Annotated in this window: 20 protein-coding genes and 1 tRNA gene; 6 read left to right on the forward strand and 15 right to left on the reverse strand. The window is 63.0% G+C overall.

Annotated features, from left to right (window positions below):
* Positions 1-30 precede the first annotated feature (30 nt).
* Together JVX98_RS28105 and JVX98_RS28110 are read right to left on the reverse strand one after the other, a co-directional pair.
* Positions 31-876 (reverse strand): DUF2066 domain-containing protein, encoded by an 846-nt coding sequence (locus JVX98_RS28105; protein ID WP_205238185.1) that lies wholly within the window; start codon positions 874-876, stop codon positions 31-33.
* Positions 852-1265: a lysozyme inhibitor LprI family protein gene (locus tag JVX98_RS28110; protein ID WP_205238186.1), complete on the reverse strand. Its 414-nt coding sequence runs from the start codon at positions 1263-1265 to the stop codon at positions 852-854. Before JVX98_RS28110 ends, JVX98_RS28105 begins: the two co-directional genes overlap by 25 nt.
* A 254-nt stretch (positions 1266-1519) precedes the next feature.
* Between JVX98_RS28110 and JVX98_RS28115 the strand changes: the two genes are divergently transcribed.
* Positions 1520-2089, forward strand: a complete 570-nt coding sequence (locus JVX98_RS28115; protein ID WP_192446866.1) for a hypothetical protein — start codon at positions 1520-1522, stop codon at positions 2087-2089.
* Between the two features lie 44 nt (positions 2090-2133).
* On the opposite strand, the gene JVX98_RS28120 is transcribed toward JVX98_RS28115, so the two are convergent.
* Positions 2134-2586 carry a VOC family protein gene (locus JVX98_RS28120; RefSeq protein ID WP_205238187.1) on the reverse strand — a complete coding sequence of 151 codons (453 nt, stop codon included), beginning with the start codon at positions 2584-2586 and terminating at the stop codon, positions 2134-2136.
* Positions 2587-2746: 160 nt separating this feature from the next.
* Here JVX98_RS28120 and JVX98_RS28125 point away from each other — a divergent pair, with 160 nt between their 5' ends.
* The 4 genes from JVX98_RS28125 to JVX98_RS28140 all read left to right on the forward strand — a co-directional run bounded on the left by JVX98_RS28125 (position 2747) and on the right by JVX98_RS28140 (position 4932).
* On the forward strand, positions 2747-3100 hold the full coding sequence (locus JVX98_RS28125) for a DUF1428 domain-containing protein (RefSeq protein WP_043613276.1): 354 nt from the start codon (positions 2747-2749) through the stop codon (positions 3098-3100).
* A gap of 126 nt (positions 3101-3226) precedes the next feature.
* Entirely contained in the window at positions 3227-3649 is a 423-nt protein-coding gene (locus JVX98_RS28130; RefSeq protein WP_205238188.1) for a secondary thiamine-phosphate synthase enzyme YjbQ, read from the forward strand.
* A gap of 98 nt (positions 3650-3747) precedes the next feature.
* Entirely contained in the window at positions 3748-4152 is a 405-nt protein-coding gene (locus JVX98_RS28135) for a ketosteroid isomerase-related protein (RefSeq protein WP_205238189.1), read from the forward strand.
* Between the two features lie 393 nt (positions 4153-4545).
* The gene (locus JVX98_RS28140) at positions 4546-4932 is read left to right on the forward strand and encodes a hypothetical protein (protein WP_192446862.1); all 387 of its coding nucleotides are present in this window, start codon (positions 4546-4548) and stop codon (positions 4930-4932) included.
* Positions 4933-5671: 739 nt separating this feature from the next.
* Here JVX98_RS28140 and JVX98_RS28145 read toward each other — a convergent pair.
* Positions 5672-6412 carry an SIMPL domain-containing protein gene (locus tag JVX98_RS28145; RefSeq protein ID WP_205238190.1) on the reverse strand — a complete coding sequence of 247 codons (741 nt, stop codon included), beginning with the start codon at positions 6410-6412 and terminating at the stop codon, positions 5672-5674.
* A 262-nt stretch (positions 6413-6674) separates the two neighbouring features.
* Between JVX98_RS28145 and JVX98_RS28150 the strand changes: the two genes are divergently transcribed.
* A tRNA-Ile gene (locus JVX98_RS28150) sits at positions 6675-6750 on the forward strand.
* 57 nt (positions 6751-6807) lie between these two features.
* Here JVX98_RS28150 and JVX98_RS28155 read toward each other — a convergent pair.
* Genes JVX98_RS28155 through JVX98_RS28205 form a run of 11 tightly spaced genes read right to left on the reverse strand, consistent with a single transcriptional unit; the run spans position 6808 to position 12180 of the window.
* On the reverse strand, positions 6808-7902 hold the full coding sequence (locus tag JVX98_RS28155) for a tyrosine-type recombinase/integrase (RefSeq protein WP_205238191.1): 1095 nt from the start codon (positions 7900-7902) through the stop codon (positions 6808-6810).
* Between the two features lie 17 nt (positions 7903-7919).
* Entirely contained in the window at positions 7920-8159 is a 240-nt protein-coding gene (locus JVX98_RS28160; protein ID WP_205238192.1) for an AlpA family transcriptional regulator, read from the reverse strand.
* Positions 8159-8533, reverse strand: a complete 375-nt coding sequence (locus JVX98_RS28165; RefSeq protein ID WP_205239540.1) for an HNH endonuclease signature motif containing protein — start codon at positions 8531-8533, stop codon at positions 8159-8161. Before JVX98_RS28165 ends, JVX98_RS28160 begins: the two co-directional genes overlap by 1 nt.
* Complete coding sequence (locus JVX98_RS28170) at positions 8533-9060, reverse strand: hypothetical protein (RefSeq protein WP_205238193.1); 528 nt, start codon at positions 9058-9060, stop codon at positions 8533-8535. Before JVX98_RS28170 ends, JVX98_RS28165 begins: the two co-directional genes overlap by 1 nt.
* Positions 9057-9227 carry a hypothetical protein gene (locus JVX98_RS28175; protein ID WP_205238194.1) on the reverse strand — a complete coding sequence of 57 codons (171 nt, stop codon included), beginning with the start codon at positions 9225-9227 and terminating at the stop codon, positions 9057-9059. Before JVX98_RS28175 ends, JVX98_RS28170 begins: the two co-directional genes overlap by 4 nt.
* Entirely contained in the window at positions 9224-10399 is a 1176-nt protein-coding gene (gene dnaN, locus JVX98_RS28180) for a DNA polymerase III subunit beta (protein ID WP_205238195.1), read from the reverse strand. The genes JVX98_RS28175 and dnaN overlap by 4 nt, the downstream gene beginning before the upstream one ends.
* A gap of 4 nt (positions 10400-10403) precedes the next feature.
* Positions 10404-11123, reverse strand: a complete 720-nt coding sequence (locus JVX98_RS28185; RefSeq protein WP_246764973.1) for a dATP/dGTP pyrophosphohydrolase domain-containing protein — start codon at positions 11121-11123, stop codon at positions 10404-10406.
* Positions 11101-11616 carry a hypothetical protein gene (locus JVX98_RS28190; protein WP_205238196.1) on the reverse strand — a complete coding sequence of 172 codons (516 nt, stop codon included), beginning with the start codon at positions 11614-11616 and terminating at the stop codon, positions 11101-11103. The genes JVX98_RS28185 and JVX98_RS28190 overlap by 23 nt, the downstream gene beginning before the upstream one ends.
* The gene (locus tag JVX98_RS28195; RefSeq protein ID WP_205238197.1) at positions 11613-11855 is read right to left on the reverse strand and encodes a hypothetical protein; all 243 of its coding nucleotides are present in this window, start codon (positions 11853-11855) and stop codon (positions 11613-11615) included. Before JVX98_RS28195 ends, JVX98_RS28190 begins: the two co-directional genes overlap by 4 nt.
* Positions 11852-11992, reverse strand: a complete 141-nt coding sequence (locus tag JVX98_RS28200; protein WP_205238198.1) for a hypothetical protein — start codon at positions 11990-11992, stop codon at positions 11852-11854. Before JVX98_RS28200 ends, JVX98_RS28195 begins: the two co-directional genes overlap by 4 nt.
* 5 nt (positions 11993-11997) lie before the next feature.
* A complete protein-coding gene (locus tag JVX98_RS28205; RefSeq protein WP_205238199.1) occupies positions 11998-12180 on the reverse strand; it encodes a hypothetical protein in 183 nt (60 codons plus the stop codon).
* Positions 12181-12300: the final 120 nt, after the last annotated feature.

Below are 12300 nucleotides of genomic sequence, written 5' to 3' on the forward strand. Positions count from 1 at the left end.
AAATTGCGGCCACAACGCCAGATGCCTCGTTCACGGCGCACCGTTTCCCGAGAGGATGCGGGCCGCGCCGCGCATGGCGTTGCGAAAGGCGTCGTCAAAGCTGACGCCGCTCACCTGCCAACGGTAACGCCTGCCGCCCGCGTCCATCTGCCATTGGGCGATCCAGCCACGGGCGGCGTCGGACCAGACGAGCGTGCCGATAAGCGGCACGTCCCCGTCGGCCTGTGCCGCGGGCGAGAAGAGTTGCGCGGGATCCGCTTGCGGCAGGGTATCGAGCGCGGATTTGCGGGCAGTGACGGTCGCCGCATCCGGCAGCACGGCCGAGAGCGCCAGTGGCTCTGCCGCTGCCTGAAGCGAATCCGCCATGTAGGGGCTCTCACTGCCGTCGCGCGCCAGCACGAAGCGGCGCTTCTGATCCTTGACCGCCAGCCACACGGCGATCCTGGGGCGAGGGGAGAGCCATGGCTTGCGGCCGAGGTCTGCGAGCAGCGAATCGAGCGTTGCCGGCCGATATCGGCAGGTGAGGTCATGCGGGCGGTCGTGCGTGCCCTGTTCGTCATGGATCGGGATGCCTTCCAGGCGGTCGCGATAGGAGAAGGCCGAAACGAAGCTGTCGGCCCTGGCCTCCGCTGCCGCAAATCCGGGCGCCTCCGTGATCGCCGGATCGCCGGACAGTTTGACGAGCACCTCACGCAGGCATTCGCGAAAGCCGACTTCGCGGTTGGCTTCGCCCGTGCCGGTGACGATCGCGTCACTGCGATAAAGCGCATCGATGTCTGCCGCGCCGGCGCCGCCGCCGGCGAGGCAGAGGAGCGCCACGGCGAGTGCCGCGGCCGTCGCTCTTTTCCGGTTCAGTTTGCCGGCGGCAGGACGCAACTGAGGTCGCCCTCCTCGCAGCTCAGATAGGTCTTGAAGTCGGCGACGCGCTTCTGTGTGCGATCGTCGCGGCATTCAAGCGTGATCATCGGCTGGGCCGAGCCACCGGCGACGCCGGAGCTTGCAAAGTCGCATTCGGCGTCGCGATAGGCGACCCATGCCCTTTGCGCCGTGATGAGCAGCTTCGTCTTTTCCGCGTCGTCCTTCAGGCGCCCCTGGATTTGCCTGTAGAGCGCGTTCAGTTCGGCGTCGGAAGCCTTCAGCGCCTTGTCGGCGCAGGCATTCATCGTCGCCTGGTCGCTCGCATCGGCGCATTCGTCGGCGAGCGCGAGGCCAGTCGCGGCGAACAAGCCGGTGAAGGCAAGCACCATCAAGGCGGATATTTTCATCGATACGCTCCTTTGCGCCCAATGGCTGGCGCGGCATGTCTCCCGTGGATCGTAAAACCTCCGGTGGCGAAAGTTCAATGGCCGGGCCTTCGATCGTTATCCTTCGAATCAAAAGAGATCCTTAACGTTTACGTTTTATCAATTTCTGGAGCGCCGCTGCCCCGACGGGCGGCACGCGGTGTTCGAGCATATTTTCCCGAGGCCATGTCTTGCCGCGTGCAAGCGGTTGCCCCGGGGAAGCAAGAGGTTCAGCGATGCGTTGCGTATTTGTCGTCGTCCTCCTGTTGCTGGCCGGCTGCGGAACGGTGCCGAGAGACACCCGGAATGCCTGCGCGGTTTTCGAGCAGCGAGATGGCCTTTTCAACAATTGGCGCCGGGAAGCCTATAGCGCCCAGCGTGAGTACGGCGTGCCCGTACCGATCCTGATGGCGACGATCTACACCGAATCCGGCTTCCGCCATAATGCCCGGCCGCCACGCACCAAGCTTTTCGGCTTCATTCCCTGGACGCGCGCCTCGACCGCCTATGGTTATTCCCAGGCGCTCGACGGCACCTGGGCGCGCTATCAGAGCGAGACAGGCCGCTGGGCGGCGCGGCGTTCGAACTTCGGCGACGCGATCCGCTTTATCGCCTGGTACCACCGCGAAAGCGCCCAGCGGAACGGCATCGCCCTCAACGACGCCTACAGGCTCTACATCGCCTATTACCATGGCCACGGCGGCTATTCCCGAGGCAACTGGAGCGATACGGCCAAGAACGGCGCCAAGCGGGCGGCCGGCATGGCCCAGGTCTACAGCAAGCAGCTCAGAGGCTGCGGCAGCTGACGCCGTAGCCCGGTTGAGCCGTCGCCAGGGGACCGTTCTTCCGCTTAACCAGCGGCTGCGCGATCAAGTTCCGCGACATCGATCTTCACCATGCCCATCATCGCCTGCTGGGCGCGGGCCGCACGCGCCGGATCGGGATCGCCGAGATGGCGCATCAGCGCGTCCGGAATGATCTGCCAGGCGAGACCGAACCGGTCCTTCAGCCAGCCGCAGCGCTGCGGCGTGCCGCCATCAGACAGCCTGTCCCAGTAGTAATCCACCTCCGCCTGGTCGCTGCAGCGCAGGAAGAACGACACGGCCTCGCTGAACTTGAAATGCGGCCCGCCGTTAAGCCCCATGAAGTGCTGTCCCTCGAGCTCGAAGGAAGCGGTGAAGGCCCTGCCGTCGGGACCGCGCTTGATGTCGGTGATGTGGGTGTTGCGGAAAATGGCGGTATAGAAAGCGATGGCGTCCTCCAGTTGATCGTCGAACCAGAGAAACGGCGTGATCTTCTGCATGGGTGTCTCCCGATTTGGATGCTACGCGCCAAGGACGAACGGCGGAGCGCCATTCCGACAAATCCCGCGCTACGGCCCGAAAGAAAATTCCGTGTCGATGTCGGAACTCTTGGCCGCCCTGCGTCCTATGTTCGTAGAACGAACAGAGGAGACTATGTCGATGACCTATGTGGATGGCTTTATCGTTGCCGTGCCGAAGGCGAATATCGAGGCTTACAAGGCGATGGCGAAGGCGGCGGGCGTGGTGTGGATGGAGCACGGTGCGCTCTCCTACAACGAATGCCTGGCGGACGACGCGCCCTATGGCGAAGTGACGTCCTTTCCCCGTTCGGTCCAGGCCAAGGACGATGAAACGGTGGTTTTCTCCTGGATCACCTACAAGTCTCGCGCCGAGCGCGACGCGATCGTTGCCAAGGTCATGGCCGATCCGCGGCTGCAGGGCGATGCCTGGAAGCAGGTGTTCGACGGCAAGCGCATGATCTATGGCGGCTTCGAGACCTTCCTGCAGATGTAGGCACGCCACCGCGGCGGTTTGCGGCAGATCGTCTTGGACTGGGAACGGTCCGGGGATAGAAGCATTGGGCATATCAACCGGTCGCTCCGCCACCCCGGCGGATGCGGCCGCCTGCCGGAGGCCTTCATGCCGCAAACGCGCATCAGCATCGCCACTCATGGCCAGGGGCTCTATGAATTTACCGGCGAGGCGGCCGCATTCGTGCGCGCCAACGCGGGAGGTGAGGGGTTGCTCACCGTCTTCGTGCGGCACACCTCCTGTTCGCTTCTCATCCAGGAAAATGCCGACCCGGACGTAAAGCGCGATCTCGACGGCTTTTTCCGCCGCCTCGTGCCGCCGTCCTCCGATCCCTCCATGCGCTGGATCGTGCACACCCAGGAGGGGCCTGACGATATGCCGGCGCATATCAAGGCGGCGCTGACGCCGGTATCGCTCGGCATCCCCGTCGCTGGCGGCCGCATGCTCACCGGCACCTGGCAGGGGCTCTATCTCTTTGAGCACCGCGACCGCCCGCATCGGCGCGAGATCGTCCTGCATCTTTCCGCCTGATCGACCGGCGCGCGATTGAATGGCGGCGGAGCGGTTCTAGATAAAGGGGCACGAGTAGAGCCTTGAGAGCCGGCCTTTCATGCCGGGGAGGAGCAGGGATGACCGATGCACAGACGATTGCCAGCCGCTTCATCGAAGCGCTGAACCAGCGGGATTTCGAGGCGCTGGCGCGGCTCGTCAACGAGGACGTCGAGCTCGATTCGCTCACCGGTCAGCGCACCGTCGGCGTCGGCCCCTTGCGCGCCTGGCTGATGAATTATCTGCGCCGCTTCGACGAGCAGTTCGGCGACGTGGTGCTGATGCGTGACGCCTTCGGCCAGCGCGTCGCCGCCGATTTGACGGCGCGCGGCACCTACCGCGAGACGATGGAGGGATTTCCGCCCGCAACGGGCCAGAGCTACTCCATTCCGAGCGTCCTCGTCTTCGAGGTCGAGGACGGCGTCATCACCCGTCTCAGCCATTATCGCAACATTCGCGTCTTCGAACGGGCGCTTGCCGGTTGAGGCGCAGATTGCCGACGGTTGCGCACCGCCGGCGCCCTTCCTTTTTGCTTTTTTCACCGCCCGTCGGTCGCCTCACCGTGCTTTGAGCCGGAAATATCGGCGCGAGTCGTCTCTCGCATGCCGATTTTTCGCCTGATTCGTTGCTCGTCCGGGCCCGGGCGAGAACCGTCGCAGCGCTTGCGTTTCGAGAAAAGTCCTTCGAAATATTCGTTTATAAGCAATACCTTATCTAGATCGATGTGCCTTGGCGCAGGGGCCGATCGTCAGGTTCTCGCAACCTGAACCTCCCATGAACATCGGGTTCCGCTGTCGTTCAGCTTGGCGACCCTATCCTCTGATCAATCGCTTGGGACGGTGATTGCCCTTTGAACCCTTCAAGCCTGGAGAGATCTTATGAAGAACCGCTTTTTTAACGCCGCTGCTGCTGTCGTCATCGGAATGACCGGCCTGCTCGGCGCCGCCTCCACCGCTTCGGCCGACTCGATCGAATTCGGCTTCGGCCCGCGCGGCGGCGTCGATGTGCAGTATCGCGATCACAACGGTGGTTACGGCGACGAGCGCGACTGGGGTCGCGGCCGTGACCGCCACTGGGACCGTGACCGCCGCGGCCGTTGCGCGCCCTGGATGGCCGTCGACAAGGCTCGCGACCGTGGCTTCCGCCGCGCATATGTTGCCGACGTTTCCTCGCGCCGCGTCGTCGTCGAAGGCCGTCGCGACGGCTACCGCCAGACGATCGTCTTCGCAAACGCCCGTGGCTGCCCGACGATCGGCCGCTGGTAACATCCAAGCAATCTTCCCGCCTCGTCTCCCCCGGCCGGCGGAAGAATGGCCCCTCATGCTACGGCATGGGGGGCTTTTTGTTTGTCATGCCGCTCGGGTCACGCGGCCTTCTCCGTCGTGGCGTGACGGAGGCGTTGATCCCTGACGGCGGCTAGCATCCGGAGCCTGTCTTCCCAATGCGGCACGGCCTGCGTGGCGCACGACACACGGTTGGCCTTTCTCGTGACGATTTCCAGCGTTGCGGCGCGACGTCAGAGGGAATGCGCGGCTCGGTACGATCTTCGAGGCGGGCGTCCCTCTTTCCGGTCTGAGGCCGCGCAAACACAGGCCTTATCGAAGGGCGTTGTTGACGCTTCTTGACCGGCTCGACGATCGCGGGCGCCTACCGAACGACCGTCTCCCTGCCTGCTGATCTGCGGTACCTGACCGACGACCTTGCGGCTTGGCCGCGGGACAGGTCATCCGGTCAAAAGGCGCCGCGCCTTATCCCTAAGACAAGCGGCTGCTCACAATCGGAGAAGGGTGCGCGGATACTGCCGGGTGCGGTTTGCCGGTGCAGCCAGCGGTCATCAGGGCAGCGGTCGGCGACAGCTAGGTCGTCGGCCGGTCTGGCCCGGCGAAGAGCGTCTGAGGTCCAGCAATCGTGTCCCCCAAACGAATTTGCCCCTGGCGCCGGTTCCGGAGCCAGGGGCAAGGAAGATGCGAGGGCCCGCGCTTAACGGCAGGCCCTGCTGGAAGCTTACTGCTTGATTTCGAAGGTCACGTTGACCGTCACGTTGTAGCTGTTTTCGCCGGTCGCGACCGGAACGCTGTCGGCGGCATATTCCTTGGCCATGCCGGCGCGCATCATCGGCACCGGCTCGGGGCGGAAGCCCTGCTCGGAGATATTGACGATCTTGCCGACCGAGACGCCGGCAGCTTCGGCCAGCACCTTGGCCTTCTCGACGGCATCGGCAACGGCGGCCTTGCGCGCTTCGGTGATCACGGCTTCCGGCTTGTCGTTGGTGAACTGCACGCCGCCGCCCTGGTTGACGCCAAGCGAAACCGACTTGTCGATCACTTCGCCGAGCTTGGCGAGATCGCGAACGCGGACGCTGACGCCGTTGGTCACCTGGTAGCCGATCAGTTCCGGCGCGCGGTTGCTACCGTCGGTGTTGGTCGGATAGCTGTATTGCGGGTTGAGCATGAAGCCGCTCGTCTGCAGGTCGCGATCGGCAATGCCGCCGTCCTTCAGCGCCTTCAGCACTTCGGCCATGGTCTTGTTGTTGGCGTCCAGCGCTTCGCGCGCGGTCTTGCCATCCTTGACGACGCTCAGCTGCAGGACTGCCATGTCCGGCGCGGTCGTCGCGCGGCCCTCGCCGGCAACGATGATGGTCGCCTTGTCCTTGTCCGTCTCCTGCGCCTGAGCGGCGGCAACGCCAGCAAAAGCTGCGGCGAAGGCGGCGATCGAAAGCGTGCGGGCAGTGCGTGTGGAAATCATCTTCAATGTCTCTCCGGTTGTTCCGTCCCAAGCGTCTTCTTGGCTATCGATTGTGTGAGCATTGCGGCAATGGCTTGTCCGCAAAAAGGTTTTCCGCTAGAGCCTTGGCCACCCCGCAAACTGCCATTGGTTCGCGGGCCTGGATCAAGACGGTGCCACGCCTCGTTCAGAAGCGCAAAGGCCACCGTAGCACTTAAAGTTGCTGCACCCCGTGTCTTATCCTTGGACCGTTACGGTTTAAGGACAGGAGCGGATCCAGAGTGGGCCTGTAGCTCAATGGTTAGAGCCGGCGGCTCATAACCGCTTGGTTGGGGGTTCGAGTCCCTCCGGGCCCACCAATATACAACGATTTCAATTAGTTATGCGGTGGTTAGCCATGTAGGTTAGCCAATGGGTTAGCCAGCCGGTTTTTTCGGGTGAACGCGGCGGGTCAGGCGTGTCATTGCGTCCCTCGCTAACCGCTTTTGTTCGGCCTCACGGCTGTAGAGTTCAGCGTGCGCGATGTCGTCATGACCAAGGGTGTCCATAAGCTGCCGAGTCGTTGCCCCGGTCTCCGCCAACAATTTGCCGAGGGTCTTTCTGAGTCCGTGGAGGGTGCAGCCCTTAGGCATGCCGGCGCTGTGCGTCCAATCGGCCATGCGGCCCGTCAGAGATTTTTCCGAGAACGGCTTTCCGTAGGCGGTGATGAGCACAAAGTCCCCGTTGCGCTCCAACGGCTCGACGATTTCGCGCAACATAGGCGTGATGGGCAGGGCAAGCTCCTTGTCGCCCTTCTTCTGTTTGACCATTACGACGCCGCGGCGAAAGTCGAACCAATCCCATCGCACGCGTGCGACGTCTGATCGACGATTGCCGAGCCAGAGTGCCAGGCCGTAAGCTGTGCGCGGCGTGCTGCCGAGTGGCCAGCGGGCCTCGAACTTCTCGCGCTCCTCAATGGTCCATGCCCGCCAGCCCTTGTATTCGGGGCGGTAGTTCATCTTCCACGTCGGGTCGGCCTCGATCCACTCTTCGTCAAGGGCGACATAGACCATCTTTCGGATAGTCGTCAGCAGGTGCTTGGCCTTGTGGGGTGTGGCGGCAAAGTGCGCGATAATGCCTTTGATGTGGCGCCGCTTCGCATCCTTCACGAGCATATCGCCCCAAACGTCAGGATGGGTATCCACCACTTTTAGCTTCAGGAACTCGTCTGCAAGGCGGGTGTTCTGGTCTTTGGTGGCTGGATCGAACACTAACCATTCCGGCGTCTTCTGAACTCGTTTCCATGCGTCTCTGAAACTGCCTGGGAGAGCCTTGCCGGGCAGATCCACGATTACGGCCGGCTTGTATTCTCGGCCCTCTACCGCCGCCCTGTAGGCGGCCTCGAACTCCGGCTCGCCGGGAAGGCCTTTAATCTGGATCGTCTTGCCAGCACGACGAAACCGCCAGCGGGTTTTTCCGTGGCGGTCTTCGTAGGACGAAAGGTAGGGGCGGGGTTCTTGATCTTCGCTCATGGCGGGAAGATAGGCGTCTATGCACGTCCTGACAACAAGTCGTCGATGCGGTTGCTGCTCTCGTCAGGCAAAGCAGAAAACGCCACATCGAGGGCGATGCGATCCCAGACGACGCGTCCGCCTATCCGCTTGGGGCGGGGCATGAGCCGGTCCGACACCATTTCGTCGAACTTGGTCTCACCGACGCCGATGTAGCGCGCAGCCTCCGGGCGACTGAGCCCGCGGGGCGGATAGGCTATCAAATCGGATTTCGCCACTAGCGAATCTCCTCACATTCGAGTGCGGGCCCGCCGTTGTGGCCGATCATTGCCGCGGCGGCGCGCGCCTGGTCGCGGCGCTTCTGGTTCTGCTTGTGCGTCACCATCTCCGTATGCTTCGGGTCCGGATTGACACAAAGGCGGTTGCGGCATTTGTGGTCGATCTGCTTTTTGCCCGGAATATAGCCGTGCTCGTTGGTCCACATGACCAGATGCACGGCGACCGTCTGGCCGCTAAGCGACATACGCGGGTAGTCCTTGCCTCGGCCGGATTTCCCCGATGTCGGGCCTTGCCAGATCCAGCAGTCGGTTACAGGGTCGACGACGACCCTCTCCATGATCTTTTCGCGGATCTGCTCGCGGCGGCTCATCATCATCCGTGCCGCCTCCATGCGTCGAAATCGGAGCGAAGCTGCTTCCATCGCTCGGCGGCGCCCGGATCTTCGTTTAACTCCCTGCGGGACGAAATCGCGAGGACGGAGCGCACGCGTGTCGCTGCGCGGTCATTGGTCAGGGGTGCTTCGAGCCCGTGCCGTTCTTCGAGATACTTCTTGAAGGCCGGTTCCGCGCATTTCATGGAGCACTCGGCGGCAAAATTCCGCGGCTTCTCGGCGCGCTGCTCGATGTGTCGGCGTAGCCTTGTAATCTCATCGAACGCGTACTGCAGCAGAAAATCCATCGCGCGCATGTACGTTGGGGCGTGCGCCATCAAGCGGCGGTTTTCCCTGCTGCATTCCGGCAAGATGAGCGCGATTGCCTCAACTTCGCCGGTCATCGGTTCCTTGGAACAAAGTTCGGTCTGGCCGCGCTCGACATCGTAGGAGGCGCACCACTCCTCGCTGGCGAGGCCGAGTAGCTGGCGCGCGTCGCGATACTTCTCCTTCGCGATTTGAAGGTTCACTGACGCTCCTCCAGCGTGATCGCGCGAAGACGTGCCGGCAGCTCGGCCGGATCGTCGTCACCTTCTGCCTCGACGCAGCGGCTTACGATTGCGATCGCGCGCGAAAGCGCATCGTGAAAGCCCTTGCGGTACGCTGCGTTGCGTCGGCGCTTCGGTTCGCTACTCATTCCGCTCGCTCCATCGCCGAGTAGCGCGGTCGCATGGTGCTGAGTACGTAGGTCTCGCCGGGAGAGCCAACCGGACGCACAAGCACGCGCTCAGACTGCATGATGGGGTGTAGGCTGATTTCCGGGCTGGTGATGCTCGCCAGCATCTTCGACAGCTGTTCGCCGTTGAGACAGATTTCCAGATCCTCGGGCGCTTCGATTTCGCCAGCGAGGGAATCGTGCGCGGCTCCGCCGTCGCGTCCGACGATGTCGACGTTGATGCGGCCGGCACGCGGCCGGAGATAGAGCGCGTCCACCGCAGCGTCGTCGATCACGACGCAAACGCGCTTGATGGAGGCCGACAGCGCGTCCATCTTGACGCCGATGCTGTTGTCCCCCGGCGAGGGAATGACCTGTTCGTACTCGGGATAGGTGCCGTCGATCAGCTTTGCTGTGATGGTCACCCCGTCGAACTTCACCGCGAGAATGAAATCAGTCGCAGCGATCAGCACGCCATGGGCGGCGTTGTCGAGCAGTTTGCGAACGCTCTCAGCCGCACGCTGCGGCAGTATGACCTGCGGGTATGCCGCGTGCTGCGACGGCAGGGCGGGGCATCCGCCCGTTGCGGCGACAACCCGCGCGAGGCTGAGGCCGTCGGTGGTCGCGACCACCATGCCATCGCCGCCCTTCTCGGGGTGCAGGCAATAGCCCGTAATCCAAGGGCGGTCGTCGGTCTTCTTCAGCGGGAAAGTTGCCTTGTCTAGCGCGGCCGCGAGCGGCTTGCCCGAAATCTCCGTCCAGTTGAGTTCGACCTTGATCGGGATCAGCGGGAAATCCTGCGCCGGCAGGAAGGGGATGGAGTGCCGGGAGCTGCCGGCAGATATGGCGATGCTATCCTTGCTGCGACCGGGGCCGAAGCTGACTTCGGCATTTTCCGGCAGGTTGGCGAGGATTGCCTTGAACTTGTCGGCGGGGATGGCGAACGGTATCGGCTCCCTGATTGAGATCGCCTCGCATTCTGCGTCGATCTGCAAGCTGAGATTTGAGCCGCGCAACAGCACGCCCTCGGCCAGGGGATCCAGAAGCACGTGCGACAGGATGGGGATTGTGCTGCTCTTGTCGATCGCCCCCATGACGCGCGCGAGCGCCTGGTGCAGGTTGGAGCGGTGGATGGTGAACCAGATCTCGGCCATCAGTTCAGCCCTCCGCGCCCGTGAGCAGACCCGCAACCGCCTTGGCGTGGGACGGGGGGGCAAGGTTAAATTCGCGGGAGAACGCGTCCATGGCGGCGGCAAGGTCGCCCTCGGCCATGTAGCGATAGACGCGCTCGATCCATTCGAGCATCGGGGGCTCGAAGTCCTCCAGCGTCCTCGGCAAGTCGTCGTCCTCGCCAGCCAGAGGGAGCTCCGGCTGATCCGCCGAGCGGTCGTGCTCAATGGCACGATCCTCGCTCATCGTCCGCCAGTCGGGCCAAACACGCGCCATGTTCTTCTTCTGCTTGCCGAGGAGGGCAGGCATCAGATCACTTGCCTGCCCGCCATGGCGCCAGAAGCCGTCCATGGCGAGGATGACGACATCGATCCACTCCGATAGATCGCGAGGATCCTGCTCGATCTCGCGCAGCTCCTTGCGGATATGGTCTATGATGCCGCGCGTGCGAAGTGCAGGGCCGAACGTCTGACGGGACCACGCAATCTGGCGTTCGTAGTAGCTCGCCAGATCCTGCGCGGCGAGAGGGTTGGAGAGTGCGGCGCGACCGGCTGGCGTAAGCCACGTAGTGCTGGTGTCGAAGTCCGAGTTGTGGGTGCTGTTGAGCCAGCCGTTTTCGATGCAACGGTTGAACGTGTCGGAGTGCTTGCCGTAGACCTCGTCGCAGCAGAACCAGTTGGGCCAACTATGCGGTGTCGCTGCTTTCAACTTCGCCGCCCATGCCTGCGATGACGCGCAAGAGAACTCGTTCCTTTCGCTCGTTGGTGAGTTCCGAGAGTGCGGCGTCTTCTACTGCTGAGACGGTTTGGCAGATTGGTGGTGTGTCATCCACATCCGACGCGACAACGGAGGGAGAGGCGAAGACCGGAAAGGCCCTTGGGTCGTACTTGTCGGAAATCCACATAGACCCGAAAGGAGCGTTCTGAACGGGAACGTATTCACCAGGGCGCAACCATGCCACCGGCTCCCCCGTGTTTGCAGCGACAGGTCGCAGGAAAGCGCTTTCCTCGGGAAGAAAATCGCGCAGTTGCTCGATCTGGCGGCTCAGGCGGGCGATACCTCGCTCGATTGCCACCGGAGACGTTGACTGCAAGAGGGCGCGTGCCTCGGCGACCTGAAAGCCTGTCTCCCGGCAGCGCAGGAAGTTGGAAACGGTCACATCTTCTACGATGCGCTCAAGGTTGGGATTGGTGATGTTCATGCTGCTGCTCCTTCGCAGATCGCGGCGGCGTTGATGTCGGCGGCGTAGGGCCGCGTGGGATCGTCAAGCCACAGGGTGCAGAGGTCGTAGGGGTCGACGCCGTGGCGGTCGGCGATCTCCTGGAAGCTCTCGGTCGCGTTGGTCAGGCTGCCAAGGCGGCAGTCGACGAGGGCGGCGGCGAGCCGGGTGCCATGGGACTGGCGGACAGATTGAAGCCAGCCGGTAGTGGATTGGGTCATGGCGAGAGGGTCCAGAAGAAGGCCGCGAAGAAGATGAGGCTTGAGGCGATGGCGGCGAGCGCGCCGCGCACGATCCAGACAGGCTTGTCGTTATCAGGGGACGCCTGCGGATCGTGGCGGCGGGCTCTCTTCGCCACGGGCTTTACGCCGCGTTCGCCCGGGCGGTGGCGAGCTCGGTCGCCTTGGGGCCAAAGAGGCGGATCTCGTCGGGAGTGAAATTGTGTCGCTTCAGGTCTTCGGCTGTGCAGCCGTCGCCGTGCTCGACCATGGCGCTAACCATGCGGTTGAGGGTGTTCCGGGTTTTGCGTCCGCCGTTGGGCTGCATGTGATTTCTCCGTTGTTTGAGCCGGGTGGCGCCCTTCAAGATGAGCGTGTGCGGATAATATGCGCAAACGGGTATCTGTCAAACGGGAAATATCGGCAAACGGATATTTTCATGTGGTGA

The organism is Ensifer sp. PDNC004 (assembly GCF_016919405.1).
In the GTDB taxonomy this organism is placed as follows: Bacteria; Pseudomonadota; Alphaproteobacteria; order Rhizobiales; family Rhizobiaceae; genus Ensifer.

Coding starts and splice junctions, on each gene's coding strand:
- JVX98_RS28130 (WP_205238188.1), top strand. CDS start 3,227: ATGCCGCAAACGCGCATCAGCATCGCCACTCATGGCCAGGGGCTCTAT.
- JVX98_RS28115 (WP_192446866.1), top strand. CDS start 1,520: ATGCGTTGCGTATTTGTCGTCGTCCTCCTGTTGCTGGCCGGCTGCGGA.
- JVX98_RS28190 (WP_205238196.1), bottom strand. CDS start 11,616: ATGAACATCACCAATCCCAACCTTGAGCGCATCGTAGAAGATGTGACC.
- JVX98_RS28110 (WP_205238186.1), bottom strand. CDS start 1,265: ATGAAAATATCCGCCTTGATGGTGCTTGCCTTCACCGGCTTGTTCGCC.
- JVX98_RS28175 (WP_205238194.1), bottom strand. CDS start 9,227: ATGAGTAGCGAACCGAAGCGCCGACGCAACGCAGCGTACCGCAAGGGC.
- JVX98_RS28145 (WP_205238190.1), bottom strand. CDS start 6,412: ATGATTTCCACACGCACTGCCCGCACGCTTTCGATCGCCGCCTTCGCC.
- JVX98_RS28195 (WP_205238197.1), bottom strand. CDS start 11,855: ATGACCCAATCCACTACCGGCTGGCTTCAATCTGTCCGCCAGTCCCAT.
- JVX98_RS28140 (WP_192446862.1), top strand. CDS start 4,546: ATGAAGAACCGCTTTTTTAACGCCGCTGCTGCTGTCGTCATCGGAATG.
- JVX98_RS28165 (WP_205239540.1), bottom strand. CDS start 8,533: ATGATGAGCCGCCGCGAGCAGATCCGCGAAAAGATCATGGAGAGGGTC.
- dnaN (WP_205238195.1), bottom strand. CDS start 10,399: ATGGCCGAGATCTGGTTCACCATCCACCGCTCCAACCTGCACCAGGCG.
- JVX98_RS28155 (WP_205238191.1), bottom strand. CDS start 7,902: ATGAGCGAAGATCAAGAACCCCGCCCCTACCTTTCGTCCTACGAAGAC.
- JVX98_RS28125 (WP_043613276.1), top strand. CDS start 2,747: ATGACCTATGTGGATGGCTTTATCGTTGCCGTGCCGAAGGCGAATATC.
- JVX98_RS28205 (WP_205238199.1), bottom strand. CDS start 12,180: ATGCAGCCCAACGGCGGACGCAAAACCCGGAACACCCTCAACCGCATG.
- JVX98_RS28120 (WP_205238187.1), bottom strand. CDS start 2,586: ATGCAGAAGATCACGCCGTTTCTCTGGTTCGACGATCAACTGGAGGAC.
- JVX98_RS28135 (WP_205238189.1), top strand. CDS start 3,748: ATGACCGATGCACAGACGATTGCCAGCCGCTTCATCGAAGCGCTGAAC.